General features: G+C 70.1%; 17 protein-coding genes and 1 pseudogene. 7 read left to right on the forward strand and 11 right to left on the reverse strand.

Going from position 1 to position 17,021, the window contains the following annotated elements; translation table 11 throughout:
• Positions 1-41 precede the first annotated feature (41 nt).
• Both NLX86_RS15305 and NLX86_RS15310 read right to left on the reverse strand, forming a co-directional pair.
• A complete protein-coding gene (locus NLX86_RS15305; RefSeq protein WP_254372236.1) occupies positions 42-1,319 on the reverse strand; it encodes an MFS transporter in 1,278 nt (425 codons plus the stop codon).
• On the reverse strand, positions 1,316-2,674 hold the full coding sequence (locus tag NLX86_RS15310) for a rhodanese-like domain-containing protein (protein ID WP_254372237.1): 1,359 nt from the start codon (positions 2,672-2,674) through the stop codon (positions 1,316-1,318). The genes NLX86_RS15305 and NLX86_RS15310 overlap by 4 nt, the downstream gene beginning before the upstream one ends.
• A gap of 34 nt (positions 2,675-2,708) precedes the next feature.
• On the opposite strand from NLX86_RS15310, the gene NLX86_RS15315 reads away from it, so the two are divergent.
• Positions 2,709-3,383: a metalloregulator ArsR/SmtB family transcription factor gene (locus NLX86_RS15315; RefSeq protein WP_254372238.1), complete on the forward strand. Its 675-nt coding sequence runs from the start codon at positions 2,709-2,711 to the stop codon at positions 3,381-3,383.
• Positions 3,384-3,671: 288 nt separating this feature from the next.
• Here the strand turns inward: NLX86_RS15315 and NLX86_RS15320 are convergent, their stop codons facing one another.
• Positions 3,672-6,218 carry a BTAD domain-containing putative transcriptional regulator gene (locus NLX86_RS15320; protein WP_254372239.1) on the reverse strand — a complete coding sequence of 849 codons (2,547 nt, stop codon included), beginning with the start codon at positions 6,216-6,218 and terminating at the stop codon, positions 3,672-3,674.
• Between NLX86_RS15320 and NLX86_RS15325 the strand changes: the two genes are divergently transcribed.
• Positions 6,156-6,341 carry a hypothetical protein gene (locus NLX86_RS15325; protein ID WP_254372276.1) on the forward strand — a complete coding sequence of 62 codons (186 nt, stop codon included), beginning with the start codon at positions 6,156-6,158 and terminating at the stop codon, positions 6,339-6,341. The genes NLX86_RS15320 and NLX86_RS15325 overlap by 63 nt on opposite strands.
• On the opposite strand, the gene NLX86_RS15330 is transcribed toward NLX86_RS15325, so the two are convergent.
• Positions 6,338-7,639, reverse strand: coding sequence for a hypothetical protein (locus NLX86_RS15330; RefSeq protein WP_254372240.1), 1,302 nt, complete (start codon positions 7,637-7,639; stop codon positions 6,338-6,340). The genes NLX86_RS15325 and NLX86_RS15330 overlap by 4 nt on opposite strands.
• 78 nt (positions 7,640-7,717) lie before the next feature.
• Between NLX86_RS15330 and NLX86_RS15335 the strand changes: the two genes are divergently transcribed.
• A complete protein-coding gene (locus NLX86_RS15335) occupies positions 7,718-8,518 on the forward strand; it encodes a glycosyltransferase (protein ID WP_254372241.1) in 801 nt (266 codons plus the stop codon).
• A gap of 20 nt (positions 8,519-8,538) precedes the next feature.
• On the opposite strand, the gene NLX86_RS15340 is transcribed toward NLX86_RS15335, so the two are convergent.
• The 4 genes from NLX86_RS15340 to NLX86_RS15355 form a co-directional block, all read right to left on the reverse strand.
• The gene (locus NLX86_RS15340; protein WP_254372242.1) at positions 8,539-8,904 is read right to left on the reverse strand and encodes a hypothetical protein; all 366 of its coding nucleotides are present in this window, start codon (positions 8,902-8,904) and stop codon (positions 8,539-8,541) included.
• Positions 8,905-9,016: 112 nt separating this feature from the next.
• Positions 9,017-9,487 (reverse strand): hypothetical protein, encoded by a 471-nt coding sequence (locus tag NLX86_RS15345; RefSeq protein ID WP_254372243.1) that lies wholly within the window; start codon positions 9,485-9,487, stop codon positions 9,017-9,019.
• Positions 9,488-9,770: 283 nt separating this feature from the next.
• Positions 9,771-10,733 carry a PaaX family transcriptional regulator C-terminal domain-containing protein gene (locus NLX86_RS15350; protein WP_254372244.1) on the reverse strand — a complete coding sequence of 321 codons (963 nt, stop codon included), beginning with the start codon at positions 10,731-10,733 and terminating at the stop codon, positions 9,771-9,773.
• 41 nt (positions 10,734-10,774) lie between these two features.
• The gene (locus tag NLX86_RS15355; RefSeq protein WP_254372245.1) at positions 10,775-11,428 is read right to left on the reverse strand and encodes a GNAT family N-acetyltransferase; all 654 of its coding nucleotides are present in this window, start codon (positions 11,426-11,428) and stop codon (positions 10,775-10,777) included.
• A gap of 168 nt (positions 11,429-11,596) precedes the next feature.
• Here NLX86_RS15355 and NLX86_RS15360 point away from each other — a divergent pair, with 168 nt between their 5' ends.
• Positions 11,597-12,619: a CocE/NonD family hydrolase gene (locus NLX86_RS15360; protein WP_254372246.1), complete on the forward strand. Its 1,023-nt coding sequence runs from the start codon at positions 11,597-11,599 to the stop codon at positions 12,617-12,619.
• Positions 12,616-13,818, forward strand: coding sequence for a DUF418 domain-containing protein (locus NLX86_RS15365; RefSeq protein ID WP_254372247.1), 1,203 nt, complete (start codon positions 12,616-12,618; stop codon positions 13,816-13,818). The genes NLX86_RS15360 and NLX86_RS15365 overlap by 4 nt, the downstream gene beginning before the upstream one ends.
• A gap of 75 nt (positions 13,819-13,893) precedes the next feature.
• Here the strand turns inward: NLX86_RS15365 and NLX86_RS15370 are convergent, their stop codons facing one another.
• From NLX86_RS15370 to NLX86_RS15380, 3 genes are all read right to left on the reverse strand, one after another.
• Positions 13,894-14,349 (reverse strand): tellurite resistance TerB family protein, encoded by a 456-nt coding sequence (locus NLX86_RS15370; protein ID WP_254372248.1) that lies wholly within the window; start codon positions 14,347-14,349, stop codon positions 13,894-13,896.
• 95 nt (positions 14,350-14,444) lie between these two features.
• Positions 14,445-15,026 (reverse strand): TerD family protein, encoded by a 582-nt coding sequence (locus NLX86_RS15375; protein WP_254372249.1) that lies wholly within the window; start codon positions 15,024-15,026, stop codon positions 14,445-14,447.
• A 52-nt stretch (positions 15,027-15,078) separates the two neighbouring features.
• Positions 15,079-15,654, reverse strand: coding sequence for a TerD family protein (locus NLX86_RS15380; RefSeq protein ID WP_254372250.1), 576 nt, complete (start codon positions 15,652-15,654; stop codon positions 15,079-15,081).
• A gap of 231 nt (positions 15,655-15,885) precedes the next feature.
• On the opposite strand from NLX86_RS15380, the gene NLX86_RS15385 reads away from it, so the two are divergent.
• Both NLX86_RS15385 and NLX86_RS15390 read left to right on the forward strand, forming a co-directional pair.
• Positions 15,886-16,314 carry a BlaI/MecI/CopY family transcriptional regulator gene (locus tag NLX86_RS15385; protein WP_254372275.1) on the forward strand — a complete coding sequence of 143 codons (429 nt, stop codon included), beginning with the start codon at positions 15,886-15,888 and terminating at the stop codon, positions 16,312-16,314.
• Positions 16,315-16,317: 3 nt separating this feature from the next.
• Positions 16,318-17,015: pseudogene (locus NLX86_RS15390) on the forward strand (M56 family peptidase).
• Positions 17,016-17,021 lie beyond the last annotated feature (6 nt).

Consider the following 17,021-nt stretch of genomic DNA (forward strand, 5'->3'; position numbering starts at 1 on the left):
AGGGATATATCACCCCAGTGGCACCCCGGGATGTGGTTCGCCTAGGGAGCGGCTTGGGGGTGGGTTTCGTACATGCGGACCGCGACAAGCAGTCCCGAGGCGGCGGTGAGGGCGGCGACGGCCCAGACCGCCGTACTCAGCCCGTAGGCATCGGCCAGGGCTCCGGCGAGCAGTGCGCCGACGGCGAAGCCGCCGTCTCGCCACAGCCGGTAGACGCCGACCGCGCGGGCGCGCCAAGCGGGGTGGGCCACGTCACCGATCACAGCCAGGAGGGTCGGATAGACCATGGCGGTGCCGAGTCCCAGCAGAACCTGGGCCGTTGCCCAGACACCGAACGTGGTGCCGGCGGCGACCAGAGCGATGGCGACGGCCTGCAGCAGCATGCCTGCGGTGATGAGGTGCTTGCGGCCGATGCGGTCGGACCACCAGCCGGTGAGCAGTTGGCCCGCGCCCCACACCGCCGGATAGATGGCGGCAAGGGCGCCGATCTGGCCGATGGACAGGCCATGGGCGGCGAAGAGCAGGGGGAAGATGCCCCAGGCGAGAGCGTCGTTGAGGTTGTTCACCAGGCCGGCCTGGCTGGCCGAGGACAGGGCCTTGTCGGTGAAGCTGGTGCGCCGGGCGACCTGCCGCGTGGTCAACTCGGTGCCGGCCCGGTCCTGTACGGGGTGGAGTCCGGCTTCGGCGCGGGCGTGGTCGCGGGTCTCGCGGACGACCAGGACGGACAGGCCGAGCCCCAGGGCGGCGTACGCGGCGCCGAGCAGGAAGGGTTCGGGACGAAGACCCGCCTGCGCTGCGATCGCGCCGGTGGCCATGGCGGTGGCGGCGACGGCGACGTATCCGGCGGCTTCGTTGAGGCCCATGGCCAGGCCGCGCCGCTCCGGGCCGGCCAGGTCGATCTTCATGATGACGGTGGTGGACCAGGCCAGGCCCTGGGAGGCGCCGAGCAGTACGTTGGCGGCGATGATCCAGCCCCAGGACGGGCCCCAGGCCAGCATCGCCGGGACCGGCACGGCGAGGAGCCATCCGGCGGTCAGGACGGGCTTGCGGCCGTACCGGTCGGAGAGGGTGCCGGCGAAGAAGTTGGTGAGGGCCTTCGTGGCGCCGAACGCCAGGATGAAGGTCAGCCCGGCCGTGGCGGAGTCCAGGCCGAACACCTGGACGGCCAACGGCGAAAGGACGGTGCGCTCCTGGCCGAGCATGCCGCCGACCAGCGCGTTGACGGCGACGAGCAGGGTGAACTGGGCGAGGTTGGCGCGCAGTCCGAGCCGGATTCCGCTGCTCTCGGCGGTGCTCGGGGTGGTCGCGGGAGTGGTCACGCACCCTCCTGGAGCGGGCGGCCGGTCGCCTCGGCCCAGTCGGCGGGGCCGCCGTCGAGAACCGCGAGGCCGCGGTGGCCGGCGCGGTACAGCAGGCTGGCGGCGGTCATGGCGCGCTCACCGTGCCCGCACGCGACCACGGCACCGCCCGGGGCTTCGCCGGTACGGGTGGACAGCTCGCCGAGCTCGATGCCGGCCGCTCCGGGGATGTGTCCGGCGATGTGCTCCGACCGCTGCCGGATGTCGAGGACCGGCCGGTCGGCGATCTGGCCGGCGGTGACGAGAGCGATGATCTGCCGGTCGCCACCGTCGGCGGTCCAGGCGTCCATCTCCAGGTGCCCGGCCAGCCGTTCGTAACCGATCTTCAGCGCCTGCCAGGTGATCTCGGAGAGGTCCTGGCCCGGGGCCGTGACGAAGACGATCGGGACGTCGTCGGGCAGCAGCCAGCCGAGCCACGTGGCGAACTGGTCCCGCAGCCGGATGGAGATCGCGCCGGGGATATGACCGGCTGCGAAGTCGGCCACCGGGCGTACGTCGACGATCTGTCCGCCGCGCCCGGCCACGGCACGTACCTCCGAGGCGCTGAGGGCGGCGAGCCCCGGGACGGCGCGGAGCACTCCCGGCCCGCGCCGGTTGATCTCGCCCAGGCGGCCGAAGTACGCGGGGTAGGAGCCGAGGCCGTCCAGCAGCGTACGTACGAAAGCGTCCTCGTCCGGCGCGGCGAGCAGCGGGTTGGCGCGTTTCTGGGCGCCGATGGTGGTGGTGCGCTCGGCTCCCGGCGGGGCGGAGCAGAAGGAGCCCGCGCCGTGGGTGGGCCACACCGCTACCGCATCGGGCAGCTCGGCGAGGCGCTTGAGTGAGCGGTACTGGGCGCGGGCCAGTTCCTCGGTGCGCTCGGCACCGAGGAGGTCCGTACGCGCGGCGGAGCCGACGATCAGCGAGCCGCCGGTGAACACACCCAGTTCGCGGGCGCCGTCCAGCAGCAGGAAGGACAGGTGCTCGTCGGTGTGGCCGGGGGTGGCCAGTGCGCGCAGGGTCAGCCCGCCGAGATCGGTCTCGTCGCCGTCGGCGAGCGGGGTGTGCGGGAAGGCACGGTCACCGGCGGCGGACGCGAGCACCGTGGCGTTGTCGTCGGCCGCGAGCTGTACCGCGCCGGACAGGAAGTCGGCGTGCAGGTGGGTGTCGGCGGCAAAGGCAACCGTCAGTCCGCGCCGCGCGGCCGCCGCCCGCAGCGTACGCAGATCCCGGCTCGCGTCGACGGCCAGGGCCCGGCCGTCGCCGAGGTCGACGAGGTAGGCGCTGTTGCCGAGCCCCTCATCGACCAGAGGCATCAGGTGTTCGTCGGCAAATTCCATGGTTACAATATTCCATAGAATTATGGAGGATGCCATGGGAGACCCCGCGAACAAGGCGGCGCTGTACGACGCCTTCGCCCGCACCGGCAAGGCGCTGAGCAGCGGAAAGCGTCTGGAACTGCTCGACCTGCTCGCCCAGGGCGAGCGCTCCGTCGACGCGCTCGCGAAGGCGGCGGGGCTGAATCTGACCACCGCTTCGGCCCACCTGCAGACCCTCAAGCAGGCCGGGCTGGTGGCCACCCGCCGGGACGGGGTGCGCATCCACTACCGGCTGGCCGGAGACGACGTCGCGGCTCTGTACGCGCTGCTGCGGCAGGTGGCCCATCGGCATCAGGCCGGCGTCGAACCCGCGCGCACCGCCTACCTCGGCAGCGTCGACGTGCCCGAGGAGGAGGTCGGGCGCAAGGAACTGCTGGCCCGGGCGCAGGCGGGCGAAGTCGTCGTCCTGGACGTGCGCCCGGCGGAGGAGTACGCCGCCGGACACATCCCCGGCGCCCTCTCCATCCCGGTCGACCAGCTCGCGGACCGGATCGCGGAGCTGCCGGACGACGCCGAGATCGTCGCGTACTGCCGTGGCGCCTACTGCGTGTTGGCCTACGACGCCGTACGACTGCTGAACGCCCGCGGCCGCCGCGCTGTCCGGCTGACCGACGGAATGCTGGAATGGCGGCTGGCCGAACTGCCCGTGGACGCCGGAGCCGCCGCCTGACCACGGGCGGTCCGGGCCGCCGCCTGACCACGGGCGGTCCGGGCCGCCGGTGATGCGTCCGGTTCCCGCGCATCGGACGCGGCGACGGCCATGTCGCCTTCGGGCACGGCCCCCACTACTGCCTCGGCGCCGCTCTTGGGCGCCTGATGACCGGTGTGGTCTTCGATCAGCTGCTCATCAAGCGCCCGGGCCTGTCGCTCGCTGTGGGGCGCGATGAGCTGGAGTTCGGACACTGGCCGGGGGACGGCTTCCACCTGATCCGGTTGCCTTTACGTCTCTAGGGATGTCTTACGGATCAGGCTCGACCCGCCTCAGAGCAGGTCCCGCTCCCGCAGCGCCGCCAGCGCGGCGGACCGCAGTTCCTCCCGGCCCTGTCGGCCGGTTCGGCCGTCTGCCGGGCCCGTGCGGAGGACATGGTCGGCTGGAAGTTGCGCAGATAGCGGAACCGTTCCGCCAGGGCGACGAGCCGCGTCCCCGGACCTGGTACGGGGTTCGTCGCCGGTGCGCGAGCCCAGGTCGAGGTCGACCGCGCCGAGCGCGAGCAGCAGCACACCGCAGACCGGTACGCCCACCAGAGACTCCGACGGCGTGGCGGCCCGCCGCGTCAGCAGCGTCGTGAGCCTGTCCTGCCTGCAGGACGCCGTGGATCTCCTCGAGGAGGTCGAGCCGGCCGTGCCGCGCATGGGCGGTCACGGCGACGGCCTGGACCTCCAAGGACCAGGGCTCCAGGTCGAGTTCGGCACCGAAGACCGGGCCCGCGCTGTTCTTCACCTGATCGACGGCCCGGCGCCACAGACGCAGACCGTTCGCGGTGCACATGACCGCGGCGGTCCGGGTGACCTCGACGAGGTCGGGGCCGGGCCGGAAGTGGGAGAGCAGCGGTCCGGTGTCCTCGGTGAGCGGGACGAGGCGGGTGTAGTTGGCCTCGGTGGTCCACAGGGTCCCGAGCACCGCGGTGGTCGCCGCGACCGTGGCGCCGTCGCCCCGGGCGAGGCCGAGGCGCAGGGCCTGGACGAGGTTGTCCTGCTCTGCCCTGATCCCCTCCCAGGACGCGAACGGGTCGGGTCCGAACAGTGCATCGTGGTGGGCCGCCCCGAAGTCGCGTGCCCATGCCATGAACTGCCCGGTCACCCGGTCGTCCTCGCCGGCCTCCGCCCGGCGGGCCGTGCTGAATTCACGTACGGTCTCCAGCATTGCGAAGCGGGTGCCGGACGCGGTGTCGGTGACCTTGAGCAGGGACTGGTCGACCAGGTCCTCAAGGACCTGCAGTACGTCACTGCCGCCGGGCAGGCCAACGGCCAGGCCGGCGGGCAGTTCGCCGGGCAGGCCGCCGGACGACTCGTCGGCGCCGAGCAGTTGCTGGGCCGCGTCCGCCGTGAAGCCGCTGGGAAAGACCGACAGCGCGCGCAGCGCCGCCCGCCCGGCCGGGTCCAGGAGGTTCCAGCTCCAGTCGACGACGGCGTGCAGGGTGCGGTGGCGCTGCGGTGCGTCCCGTGCCCCGCCCCGCAGCAGCGCGAACCGGTCCTGGAGCCTGCGGGCGATCTCGCCGACCGACATGACCCGTACCCGCGCCGCCGCCAGCTCCGCGGCGAGCGGCAGCCCGTCCGGATGGCGGCAGAGCTCGGCCACCGTCTCGGCGGGCAGCTCGACACCTGGGCGGGCGGCCCGCGCCCGCTGCTCGAACAGCTCGACGGTCGTCGGCAGATTCAGTTCCGGCAGCGAATACACCGATTCGGAGGAGATGCCGAGCGGGGCCCGGCTGGTGGTGAGCACCCGCAGATCGCGGGTCATGGACACCAGGGCGTGCACCAGCTCTGCCACGCCGCGGATGACATGCTCACAGTTGTCGAGAACCAGGAGCGCCGGACCGGGGCCGAGGGCGCCCACGATGCCGGTGAGCACATCCGTCGGGATGGCGAAGTGGCTGACCGGAGTGCGCAGCGACTCACCGACGCCGAGGACCGAAGCGACCTCTCCGACCACGTCGCCGTCGCTGGTGAGACCGACGAGCGCGACCATGTGCACCACCCGCTGCTCCGCCTCGCGGCTCACCACATGCGCGAGCCGGGTCTTGCCCAGGCCGCCCGCCCCGACGATCGAGGTGACCCGGGACGTGCGCAGCAGCTCTGCCACCGCGGCGATATCGGCGTCGCGGCCGAGCAGCGGGTTGGGCTCGTGCGGCACCCCTCGGCGTACCGCGGGCGCCTCCCCCTGCAACAGCTCCTGGTGTACGGCCTGCAGCGCGGGGCCGGGGTCCGTGCCGAGCTCGTCGCGCAGCGTTCGGCGGTAGCTGTCGTACGTCGCCAGAGCGGCGGAGGGCCCCGCGGTGGCCGCCTCGGAGCGCAACAGCTCCAGCAGCACCTCCTCGTCCCGCGGCAGTTCCCGCACCAGGGTGGTGAGCGGCTCGACCGCCTCGGCCCGGCGGCCGAGCCGCGCGAGGGCCAGGGCTCTTACCCGCATGAGCGACCGATACGTCGGGGCCCGCTCGGCACGCAGCGCGGACACCGGGCCGTCGGGTATGGCGTCCGCATGGATCGCGCCACCGCCGCTGCCTCGGCCACCGCCCCACAGCGCAAGCCCGCCTCGGCGTGCGCAAGCGCCGCCGCGTGGTCCCCGGCCCGCGAGCGCTCCGTACCCGCGGCGGCGCAGCGCAGGACGGCGGAAGTGTCGACCTGGTCCTCGCCCAAGGCGAGGCGGTAGCCGGTGGGAGTGCTGGCGATCACGTCGGCGCCGAGGCGTGCCCGGGCGCGCGAGACAAGGATCTGCAGCGCCTTGGTCGGATTCTCCGGCTGCTCGTCCGGCCAGAGCCCGTCCACCAGCAGCGCGGTGCTGCACCCGGTGCGCAGTTCGCCCGCGAGGAGGGCGAGCAGGCAGCGCAGCAGGGGCGCGGTGATCTCCTGGTCGCGGTGGGAGACCCGCGACAGCAGCGTCAGCTCGATGGTCGTCAGAGAAGGTTAGCCAGCAGGCGGGGTGGGCCAGCTCGCGCGTGTCTGTCGGCGGGGACGGGTGATGAGCCAGGTACCGCCGACAACCAGGAGGGTGAAGAGGGCGTGGCCGGCACCCCAGGCGCCGATGAGCGCGAGGCGGTCGCGCAGGGAGAAGGACCCGGTGAGGGTGACCTGGAGGCTGCCGACGGCGAAGGCGATGGCCGAGGTGAAGACCGCGACGAGCTCGACGGAACGGACATGGTTGGCGCGGGCGGTCTCCTGGCCTTCGCGCTGTGCCTGTTCCTGTTCCTCCCCGTGGCGCCGCAGTTCGCCTTCCAGTTGCTCCCAGCGCTGCTGGTGCCGGTTCTCCTGCTCGGTCAAGCGCTGTCCGTGTTCGGCGTCGAGCTGGGCGCGCAGGCGTCCTTCGAGGATGGCGTCGCGCTTGGCGAGGTACTGCTCCTGGAGGAGTTTGTGGCTGCCGCGGCTGCCCAGTGCGGGGAGGTGTCGCAGGGCGGTGTTGATGCTGTCCAGGGCGGCGTCGTGGTCGCGGACCATGTGCTGCCCGGAAGCCAGGCGGAAGTGAAAGATGTGGTCGAGCGGGTGGTCCCGTAAGGCCTCGGCGGCCCGGTCGCGCAGCAGGTGTCCGTGGCCGTCGAAGGGGGCGGCGGCCTGGATGCCGTTGAGGCAGATGTCCACGACGTGGCGGGTGCGGTCGGGGGAGGTCCAGGCTTCGTCGAGCAGTCCGATCGCGTGTTCCGCGGTGATGGCGCGGCTGCCGAAGGCCGCGAAGGAACGGAGGGCGGTGAACAGCGGTGCCTGGCGGTGCACGCCGGCCGCGAGAGCGAGGAGCGAGGAGTCCAGGAACTGGTGGAGCTCGTAGAACCAGAAGTTCGATCGCAGTTTGCCGGCGTGGTACAGGCTCGCGAAGTAGGCGGTGTCGCCTGCGGAGGTGTCGCGGCCGACGATCTCCTCCACGGCTTGCGAGAGTTCGAGGGTGGATTCGACGCTGTCCTTCGTGATGAAGGCGTAGCCGAGGCTCCATTTCTCCAGTACCTCGGTACGGTGGCCGCGTGCGACGTGGACGTTGAGCCAGGCGGAGCAGGCGGCGGCCGTACGGATGCTCGGGCGGTCCAGGAAGCGCAGCCGCCAGTAGCGGTCGGCGCAGATCAGGTAGGGGTCTGCGGCGAAGTCCGCCGACGTCACGTTGAACGGGGGCTCCAGCCCGTCCTCGAACAGGGCGGTGGCGACCTCTTCACAGACCCGGTCCAGCTCGCGTGAGTCGGCGGCAGAGACCTGCTCCAGCCGTGCGGTGTGCGACGCGGGTTGCACTATGTCCCCCCAGGGCTTGGTAGTTCCCAGACCGTGCCTATCACGACACGGCTGTCCGGGGGGCAATATCATTCGATCATGCGAGTGGATGTGGTGACGGCTGTGCACGCCCCTTACGCCGTATTCCTTCCCTTCGTATGGCAGTCGCTGTACCGGCAGAGCCACTCGGCGTGGACCTGGCTGGTGCAGATCGACGGTCCGCCGGAAGGTGTCCTGGAGGCGCTGCGGGCATGCGGCGCTGCGCGTGACCGACGGGTGGTCGTCGCGGCGCACGGCACGACCGAGGGGCCCGCTGTCACCCGGAACGTCGCCCTCGGCCGGGCCACGGCGCCGCTGGTTCAGAACATCGACGCCGATGATGAACTCGAGCCGGACGCCCTGGCTGTCCTGACTGGTGCTCTCACCGCTCATCCAGGCGCCGGCTTTGCCGTGGGCCATGCCCGGGACCTGATGCCCGACGGGCGCCTGCACGAGCATGCCCTGCCGGTAGCTGCCGGTGTGCTGCCTCGCGGTGTGCTGCTCGATCTATGGACGGCCGAGGGCGCCGGCCACCGACTTCCCGTCCACCCCGCCGGAACGATGTGGCGACGCTCCCTCCTCCTCGCCCTCGGCGGCTGGTCCGCGCTGCGCGGCATGGAGGACACGAGCCTCCTCATGGCCGCGTCCGCGTCGGCGGAAGGCGTCCTCGTGGATGCGCCGACACTGCGCTACCGAAGACATGCGGCTCAGCGTTCGAAGCAGGCATCAAAATTCGCTGGGGGGGGGGGAGCAGATAGCCCTGGTGCGGGAGCGCGCCGTGCTGTTGCGCTCGTTCCCGCAGTGGGCACGGGACTCCGTGCCGCCGAGCCGCGACACGGAGCCCTGACGCGCCATATATGACGCGCTCTACCGGAGTTCGGTCAGAGGCGGCGTATCCGCGCAGCGATCCCATGGCCGAGCAGAAGGTAAATCACGGCGGGCAGACCGTAATTGAGAAAGACCCGCAGTCCTTCGATCTCCATGGTGAAGATGTCCTGGGACCAGCCGGCGAGCCAGTCCGCCATACCGTGCACAAAGTCGACGAAGACGTTCCCCTGGTTGGCCTCGAGCAGGTACAGCAGGATCCACAGGCCCAGAAAGCCTGCAGCGATGTCCGCGATCGTGTGGATGACCAAGGCTGCCCGGTTTGCTCCGGCGCCGTCCCGACTACGCCCATGGGCGTCCCGGTTATGGTCATAGGCGTTATTGGTGTCGTTTACGGGCATGGGTTCATGGGGATTGTTCATGCCTTCCCTGCTTGCCTCGCCCGAGTGCGCGAAACCTCTCTCAAACCTGCGATTTCATATCGGTTTCCGGCTCTCGGGAGTCCGTGCCATCGGAGTGGACGGCGGTTGACCATTAGGAGTCATCCTCCACAATCGCCCAGCCCGGCCGGTTGAATGATGCCTGTCGGTGCCGCTTCGGGCTCATCATGCTGCCGCTGTCGTGTGAGCCGTTGGCGAATCCCGGTCGCGGATGCCGATGCCCTTCGCTGCTGCGGATGCCGAAGCCCGGTGCGCTCGGCGTGGACAGTGGGCCAAGGTGCAATGGACGTGAGTCGGCAGAGCCGCGGGCTGGGGAGAGGTGAGACACCTCATGGTGAGATATACCGAGCAGTCGGCAGGCATCATTCTGGCTTACGCGCAAGTCCTCGACCAGTGTGCGAGCAGCATCGGCGAGTGTCTGCTGTTCGGCAGCATCGGCCGCGGCACGGTGCCTTCTTGCCTTCAGTACGCACTGCAGCAGTGATGCGAATTCCGGAACCACCAGCTCCACGGCGATCGTGTCCGCTTGAATGCCAAGCGCCTCGGCGATTGCGTCGCGCGCCATGTCCTCAGCCTCAGGAGGACCCCGGAGCGGGGACCTCCTCCGCGTCGCGCCATGCAGGCGGGGCAATGTCCGGAGCGTATGCGCCGCACCCCGGGCACACGAGTGCCCCATTGAGGTTCCGGCGGCACGGGAAGCAGAAGTCCATCTACGATCTTTCTGTGCTGACTGCGCCGCCAGGGACGCCGGCGACCTGTTGGAGTTCGCACGCGGGATCGATCGGCCAGTAACGCTAGCGGCACCCGCCGAAGGTGGTGCGCAGCCCTTGTGACGCTGCTGCAAAGATTTACTGGCGGTGGTATCTCGTACTCCCGGACATGTCGTCACGAATGCCCGGTGCTGCGTGGTGGATGACGTCGGAGTAGAGGCTGAAAAGGCGCGGTCGTGGATGGTTGTCCGCCGCCGCGACTGTTTGGTACTCGAGGAGCCGGGCCCAGCAGCGAGCCGCGAGGTGGCGGGCGTGTGCGCCGGTCCAGGGCTGGGGGAGGAGCTCGGGCGGGAGGAGGGGGTCGGGTTCCATGGCGCGGGTGAACTCGGCTGCGAGTTCGATGGCGATGGTCAGCTGCTCGGTGTCGGTCGGGCTCGCGGTGTCGTCGAGCCGGTCGAGCCGGTCGAGCCCGTCGAGCTGGTCGAGCTGGTCGAGTCTGGCCTGGGCGAGTACGGCGAGCCGGTCATAGCGGTCGGCGATCTCTGCCAGGGGCCAGAGTTCGGATGCCAGGTCGGTGGGCGCGCGGCGTTCGCCGATGCGCAGGTCGCTGCTGGTGAGGAAGGTGACGGCAGCCAGGATGCCGAGGTGCCGCGCCTGTGCCTCGACGTGCTTCTCGATGGGGTTGGCGCTGACGTACAGGCCGCCCTGGACGGCGGCTGCGCCGAGCTTGAGGAGGGTGTCGCGCAGGATGTCGCGGGCGGCTCTGGCTGATTCCGGGATGGCGAACGCGAAGAGGTGCCAGACGCCGTCCCAGGGGGCGTGGCCGTGGTCCTGTTGGTACGCGTAGCGGACGTAGTCGACGTTCGGCGCAAGGGATCCCGTGACGTCGGCGGTGGCACGCAACAGGGCTTTGCGGCCGCGGCCTTCGTGGGTGAAGCGGCCTTCGGCGACGAGTCGTTTGATGCACAGACGTACCTGCTGGTCGCTCATTCCCAGGGTGCCCGCGATGGTGTAGAGCTCGCCGGCGTCGACGGTGCCGTCCTCGCGGACCATGGCATGCACGAGCAGGCGGGTGGGGATCTCGGGGGCGGCTTCGGGCATGGGCCGAGCATAGGCGTGAGGCATGCGCGTCTCCCCGGTGGTCACGGCCGCTCTCCGGCGGGTGGGGCGATGGAGCGGTGCATGGTGGTGACGGCGCCGAACCCCATCAGACGTCGCAGGTAGGGCGTCTGTTCGGTGCGGACCGCGGTGAATCCGTGCCGTTCGTACAGGGCGCGTGCGCGGGGATTGACGTCGATGACGTCAAGCCGGACCTCGTGGCAGAGGTGGTCGGCGGCGACACGGAACGTCTCCCGCAGGAGCAGGCTGCCGATGCCGTTGCCGCGGAAGTCCGCGTCGACCGCGATGCCGTCCATGACGAGCTGTCCTGGTGCCGGGGTGCGTTCGAGCAGGGCCAGAACCGCGAGTCGTGGGATTCCTCTGAACAGGCCGTACGCATGGAGGACATCGGTCACGCCTCCGCCGGTGAGCCCGCGCCCGTCGAGCTGGAAGCCGGCCACTCCCACCACCTGGTCACCGGCGAGTGCCACCACGGCCCGGTCCCGGTGCAGATGCGTCGCGATGAAGTGCCTGCCTGCGGCAGCTGGGTTGAGGGCTGCGCCCAGCTTCCGGCCGAACGCCTCCCAGTACAGCTCGGCGACGCGTTCCTCGGCTCCGTCCGGCACGCCGCGCCGGACGGTGACCGGTCCGCCTTCAGCGGCGCTCCTCGCGTCCCGTCCGTTCTCCGCGTTGGCCATTCCCGGCCCTCCTCGCTTCTCGTCCCGCTCGCTGCCGTAGCGATGTCGCTATCCACTGTAGTACGTTCGTATCGTAAACGAGCGTTTCAGAAGCGATAGATAGGGGCGATCATGCGATCGAGACAACGCGGGGGTGTGCCCGGAGGCAGGCGTCGCCGGGGGAAAGCGGTGGTCTGGTCCCTGGCCGGCCTACTGCTGGTGACAGCGGGGCTGGGCGCGGTGGCGATCTGGCAGAACTCCTACGACATCCGGGAGGAGCGAGTCACCCTCCGCCATGGTGGAGATGCGCTCGACGGCGTGCTGGCCACGCCGAAGGAGGGCCGGGGGCCGTACGGGCTGGTCGTCTTCGTGCACGGGGACGGTCCGGTCGACGCCACCCATGACACCTTCTACCGGCCGCTGTGGGAGTCGTTCGCCAGAGCCGGGTACGCCTCACTGTCCTGGAGCAAGCCCGGAGTGGGGGGCTCGTCGGGCAACTGGCTGCACCAGAGCATGGAGGACCGGGCCGACGAGGCCATGGATGCCATCTCCTGGGCGCGTCAGCGGCCGGACATCGACAGTCGCCGCATCGGACTGTGGGGAGCGAGCCAGGCGGGATGGGTGCTGCCCAAGGTCGCGGCCCGCACTCCCGGTCTGCGGTTCGTCATCGCCGTATCCCCGGCCGTGAACTGGCAGCAGCAAGGCCGCTACAACCTCCTCGCCCAGATGCGCGAGGACGGCGCCTCCGCCGAGCAGGTCGAGGCCGCGCTGCGACGGCGGGAGACCACGCTGCAACTGCTGCGCCGCGGCGCGTCGTTCGAGGAGTACGGGGCTGAGGTCGGCGACGCCCAGGGCATGACGGCCGACCGGTGGCGGTTCATCTCGAGGAACTACACCGCCGACGCCACGGCAGACCTGCGGGCGATGCGCGGGACGCCCGTCCTGCTGATCCTGGCCGGCCACGACATCAACGTCGACGTCGCCGACACCGAAACCGCCTACCGCAAGCTGCTCCAGGCCCCCGGCCTGCGGGTCGAGCACTATCCCGACGCCACTCACTCCCTGCTGAAGCACGGCGTTGAGCATTCGAAGGTCAGGGTCACGCTCACCGCGCTCTTCGCGCCCAGGGCCCTGTTCGCGAGCGGATATCTCGCCGACCAGCGCCGCTTCCTCCACCACGTCGGCGGCGACAGCAAGGGAGGGACAAGGTGACCGGCACGACGACACAGCCGACGGCCGCCCGCGCGACAGTACGACGGATCACGGACATCGACGCGCTGCGCGGCTTCGCACTCTTCGGCATCCTGATGGTCAACATCACCTACCTCGCCTCCGCCTACCACGGCACCGGCCTGGAGGACCCCGGCTTCGACTCACCTGCCGACCGCGCTGTGCGCTTTGTGGTGGCGATGCTGTTCGAGGCCAAGTTCTACCTGCTGTTCTCCTTCTTGTTCGGCTACAGCTTCACCCTGCAAATGCAGTCCGCCGAACGCGGGGGCGCCCGCTTCGCCCCCCGATTCCTGCGCCGCCTCGCAGCGTTGTTCGCGCTCGGCGCCTTCCATGCCGTCGTCCTCTTCCCCGGTGACATCCTCACCACCTACGCCCTGCTGGGCCTGATCCTGCTCATCGCTCGCCGCAGCCGGCCCCGCAATGCGGTGCGCATCGCGGTCGTGCTGTTCACGGTCACCGCCGCCGGCTACCTGCTGCTCGGCCTCGCTCAGCACGCGTCGGGCGGTGGCGGCATCGACTCGGCCGCCGTGGCAGCCCACGCCCAACAGGCGACCGGCGCGCTGCGCGGCGGCCTGGGTTCGGTGATCGGAGCGCATCTCGAGCAGCTGCCGGATGTCGCGTTCATGCTCATCTTCTTCCAAGCCCCGGCTGCTCTGGCCGCCTTCCTGCTCGGCCTCGCCGCAGGCAAGCACGAGGTCTTGGCCGGCGTCACCCGCCACGAGCGGGCCCTGCGGCGGCTGCAGTGGGTCGGCTTCCCCATCGGGCTGGCCGGTGGCGTGGTCTACGCACACGCGAGCCTGGAGCATCCGGGCACCGCCTACCAGCTTTTCGCGCTCGGCGCGGATGTGGTGACCGCGCCTCTGCTGGCCGCCGCGTATACGGCCACCGTGCTGCGGCTGATATCCACCGGTGGAGGCCGGCGCCTCGCCGCCGTCCTGGCTCCGGCGGGCCGGATGACCCTGACCAACTACCTCACCCAGTCACTGGTCTGCGCCCTGCTCTTCACCGGATTCGGCGCCGCCCTGGTGGGCCGCGTGCCACCGCCGCAGGTGACGGGCATCGCACTGGCCCTGTTCGCATGCCAGATCGTGGCCTGCCGGTGGTGGCTGCGCCGTCATCCCTACGGTCCGGTCGAATGGCTGCTACGAGCGGTGACCAACGCCGCCCGGCCGTCGGCGTAACCGAGAGCACGGCAGCGCAATGTCCCGAAGGCGGGCGCGCAGCATGGGGCCGGCACGCTCGCCTTCGGCGGTGGCTTAGAGGTCGAATTCGTGGGGCGGGAGGTCGAGGGCGTAGCAGGCTTCACGGACGACGGCCTGCTCGTCCTTGTCGAAGTCGCCGTCGGCGCCGCCGATGATGATGCCGATCTGGATGACCGCGCGGGCTTCGGCGGGCTTCTTCTTGGCCTTGGCGATCTCCTGCAGGACGCCGACCTTGCCGAAGGCGAAGTCGGCGGTGAGCTTGTTCAGGTAGTCGTCGAAGCGGCGCTGAAGGTCTTCGGCCGGGAAGTTCTGCAGCACCTCGTTGGTGGCGATGAGTGAGGCGACCCGCTGGCGCTCGGCCGGGTCGATGGTGCCGTCCGCGGCGGCGACCAGGGCGCACATCGCCATGCTCGAATCCCGGAACGCGCCGCTCTTGAGGTCGCTCTTCGTCGCCATGAGCTGCGTCTGCATCGTCGCGGCGGAGTCTTTGAGCCGGTCCCACAGGGCCATGTGAATTCTCCTGCAATCGTTGGAGGGTTTTCGAGTGGTGGCCGGTGAATTGCCCCGGCCACGCGCCAGGCAGGTGCCCGCCGCTGAGGGAGCGGCTACAGGTGCGAGGCGATGGCCGGCATGAGGTCCTGGAAGGTCCGTCCGTTGGCCGGGTCGCCGATGGCGTCCATCTGCCATCCGCTGCCGGACCGGTGGACCTTGGCCATGATCTGCGCGGTGTGGCGGCCTCCGCCGCTCAGTGTGTAGCGGGCCAGTTCCTGCCCATTGGTCTCGTCAACCAGACGGCAGAAGGCGCTCTCGACTTCCTCGAAGGTCTGACCGGTGAACGAGTTCACCGTGAAGACGATCTGGTCGACGTGAACGGGGACGCGCTGCAGGTCCACGACGATCGACTCGTCGTCACCGCCCTGACCGGCGCCGCCGACAAGGTTGTCCCCGGTGTGGCGGATGGAGCCGTCCTTGCTGGTCAGCTGTTGGAAGAAGACGACGTCCACCGGCTCCTTGCCGGCGAAGAGCACCGCGGAGGCGTCCAGGTCGACCTCGCGGGCGGTCATTCTGGCGAGGAATCCCTTGCGGGGAGCGGACTTCCAGCCCAGGCCCATGCGTACGACGGTGAGGTCACCACCCCCGGACTTCGTCAGGCTGATCTGCTGGCCCTTGGTCAGGTTGACGCTCATGCGTTGCGGTCCCTCTCGTGCGCGGTGACGACGGTACGTACGGTGGACGGCCTCAGAGGCTGACGCCGAAGTCGGTCGCGATGCCGGCCAGTCCGCTTGCGTAGCCCTGGCCGACGGCGCGGAACTTCCACTCCGCGCCGTTGCGGTAGAGCTCGCCGAAGACCATCGCGGTTTCGGTGGCGGCGTCCTCGCTCAGGTCGTAGCGGGCGATCTCCGCGCCGCCCGCCTGGTTCACCACGCGGATGAAGGCGCCTCGGACCTGCCCGAAGCTGTGCCCGCGGGACTCGGCGTCGTGGATCGAGACAGGGAACACGATCTTGGACACGTCGGCGGGTACGGAGGCGAGGTCGACCTTGATGACCTCGTCGTCGCCCTCGCCTTCACCGGTGAGGTTGTCGCCGGTGTGCTCCACGGAGCCGTCGGGGCTCTTGAGGTTGTTGTAGAAAACGAAGTGCTGGGCGGAGGGGACCTTGCCGGACTCGTTGACCAGCATGGCGCTCGCGTCCAGGTCGTAGTCGGTACCGGTGGTGGTCCTCACGTCCCAGCCGAGGCCGACCAGCACCGCGGTCAGGCCCGGGGCTTCCTTGGTCAGTGAAACGTTGCCACCCTTGGAAAGGCTCACGCCCATGCCGTTCTCCTTCTCAAGTCCCAAGCCGGGCACGGGTATGCCCGGCGAGTTGCGTGCCGGATTCTGAAATCTACAGCACTGTAGAAAATAGTTGGGTGGTGCCGGGAGACGTGACCGGATGTCACCCTCGGTCGGGTGAACACTTGTCGCCGGAGACTAAGACGGCCTGCTGGGTACGATGCGTAGATGCCCCAGCAGCTACGGGCTGGAGGACGAGTAGGGGGCCGCCTGATGGTGGAGGAGAGCGGGAGCACCGGCCGGAGTCCCCGCACGCGCAGGCGGGGCCAGGGCGAGCTCGAAGCCCAGGTGCTGTCGGTTCTGGGATCGGCGCCAGGGCCAGTTACTGCCGCGTGGGTACAGGAGCGCCTCCACGGCGACTTGGCCTACACCACGGTCATCACCATCCTGACCCGGCTGTACAGCAAGCAGGCCGTCACCCGGAGCCGGTCCGGCCGGTCGTTCCTGTGGATATCCACAGCCGACGAGGCAGGACTGACGGCGCTGCGGATGCGGCAGCTCCTCGACCGGCAGGATGACCGAGACGCGGTGCTTTCCAGTTTCGTCTCGGCTCTCGCGCCGCATGACGAGCAGCTCCTGCGGTCCCTGCTGAACGAGCCTGGGCCGACGGCATCCGGCACTGCGGGCGAAGCGGAGAGTTGACCGATGGGCGTCTTCGTGTTCCTGCCGCTGGTCCTGCCGCTGACGGCCCTTCCGATCGCACGCCTGGCGGAGACGCACCTGCATCCACGAAGCGCCGCGCGCCTGCTGACTGCAGTCGGGGTGGTCCTCGCGGCGTGCAGCACACTGTGCCTGGGTCTCCTCGTGGTCGTCGGCACCGCGCAACTGCCGGGCAATCCACTGCCCGACGGGTGGTCGGACCCCGAAGTGCGCGAAGCGGTTCCCTACGACGAGGTGGCCGGCAAGGCTTCCATGAGCGTGCCCACCTGTCAGGCCGGCACCACCGGCCCCTGCTCGCCGTCCAGTTGGCCGGCTGCGCGAACCCACTCCTTCGGCCGCTGCGGCAAGCGGTCGCATACAGCACAGAACGCTGGGCCGACGAGGAAGCAGCCCGAGCCACCGGAGACCGGCGCTTGACTGCCCGCGCCGTAGGTAAGGCCGCGCTGGTCTCTCATCACGCGGCCGCGCCCGGGCTGGCGGCATTCGCCGAGCCGGGACCCGTTCCGCGCAGAGTGGCCGCCCTGCTCGGCCCGACCCCTCCTGCCCGCAGCTGGCCACCCGCTCTCACCCGTGTCGGGCTCGCGGCCCTCATCGCCGCCGCCGGGACGGCCGCTTCCACACTCTCCGCCCTGAATGCGGCCATCGCGCTGTTCTTCGTGCTGGAAGCGGCCACGCCCTTGTGACCATCG

It is taken from the genome of Streptomyces sp. A3M-1-3 (genome assembly GCF_024213665.1).
Taxonomy (GTDB): Bacteria; Actinomycetota; Actinomycetes; order Streptomycetales; family Streptomycetaceae; genus Streptomyces.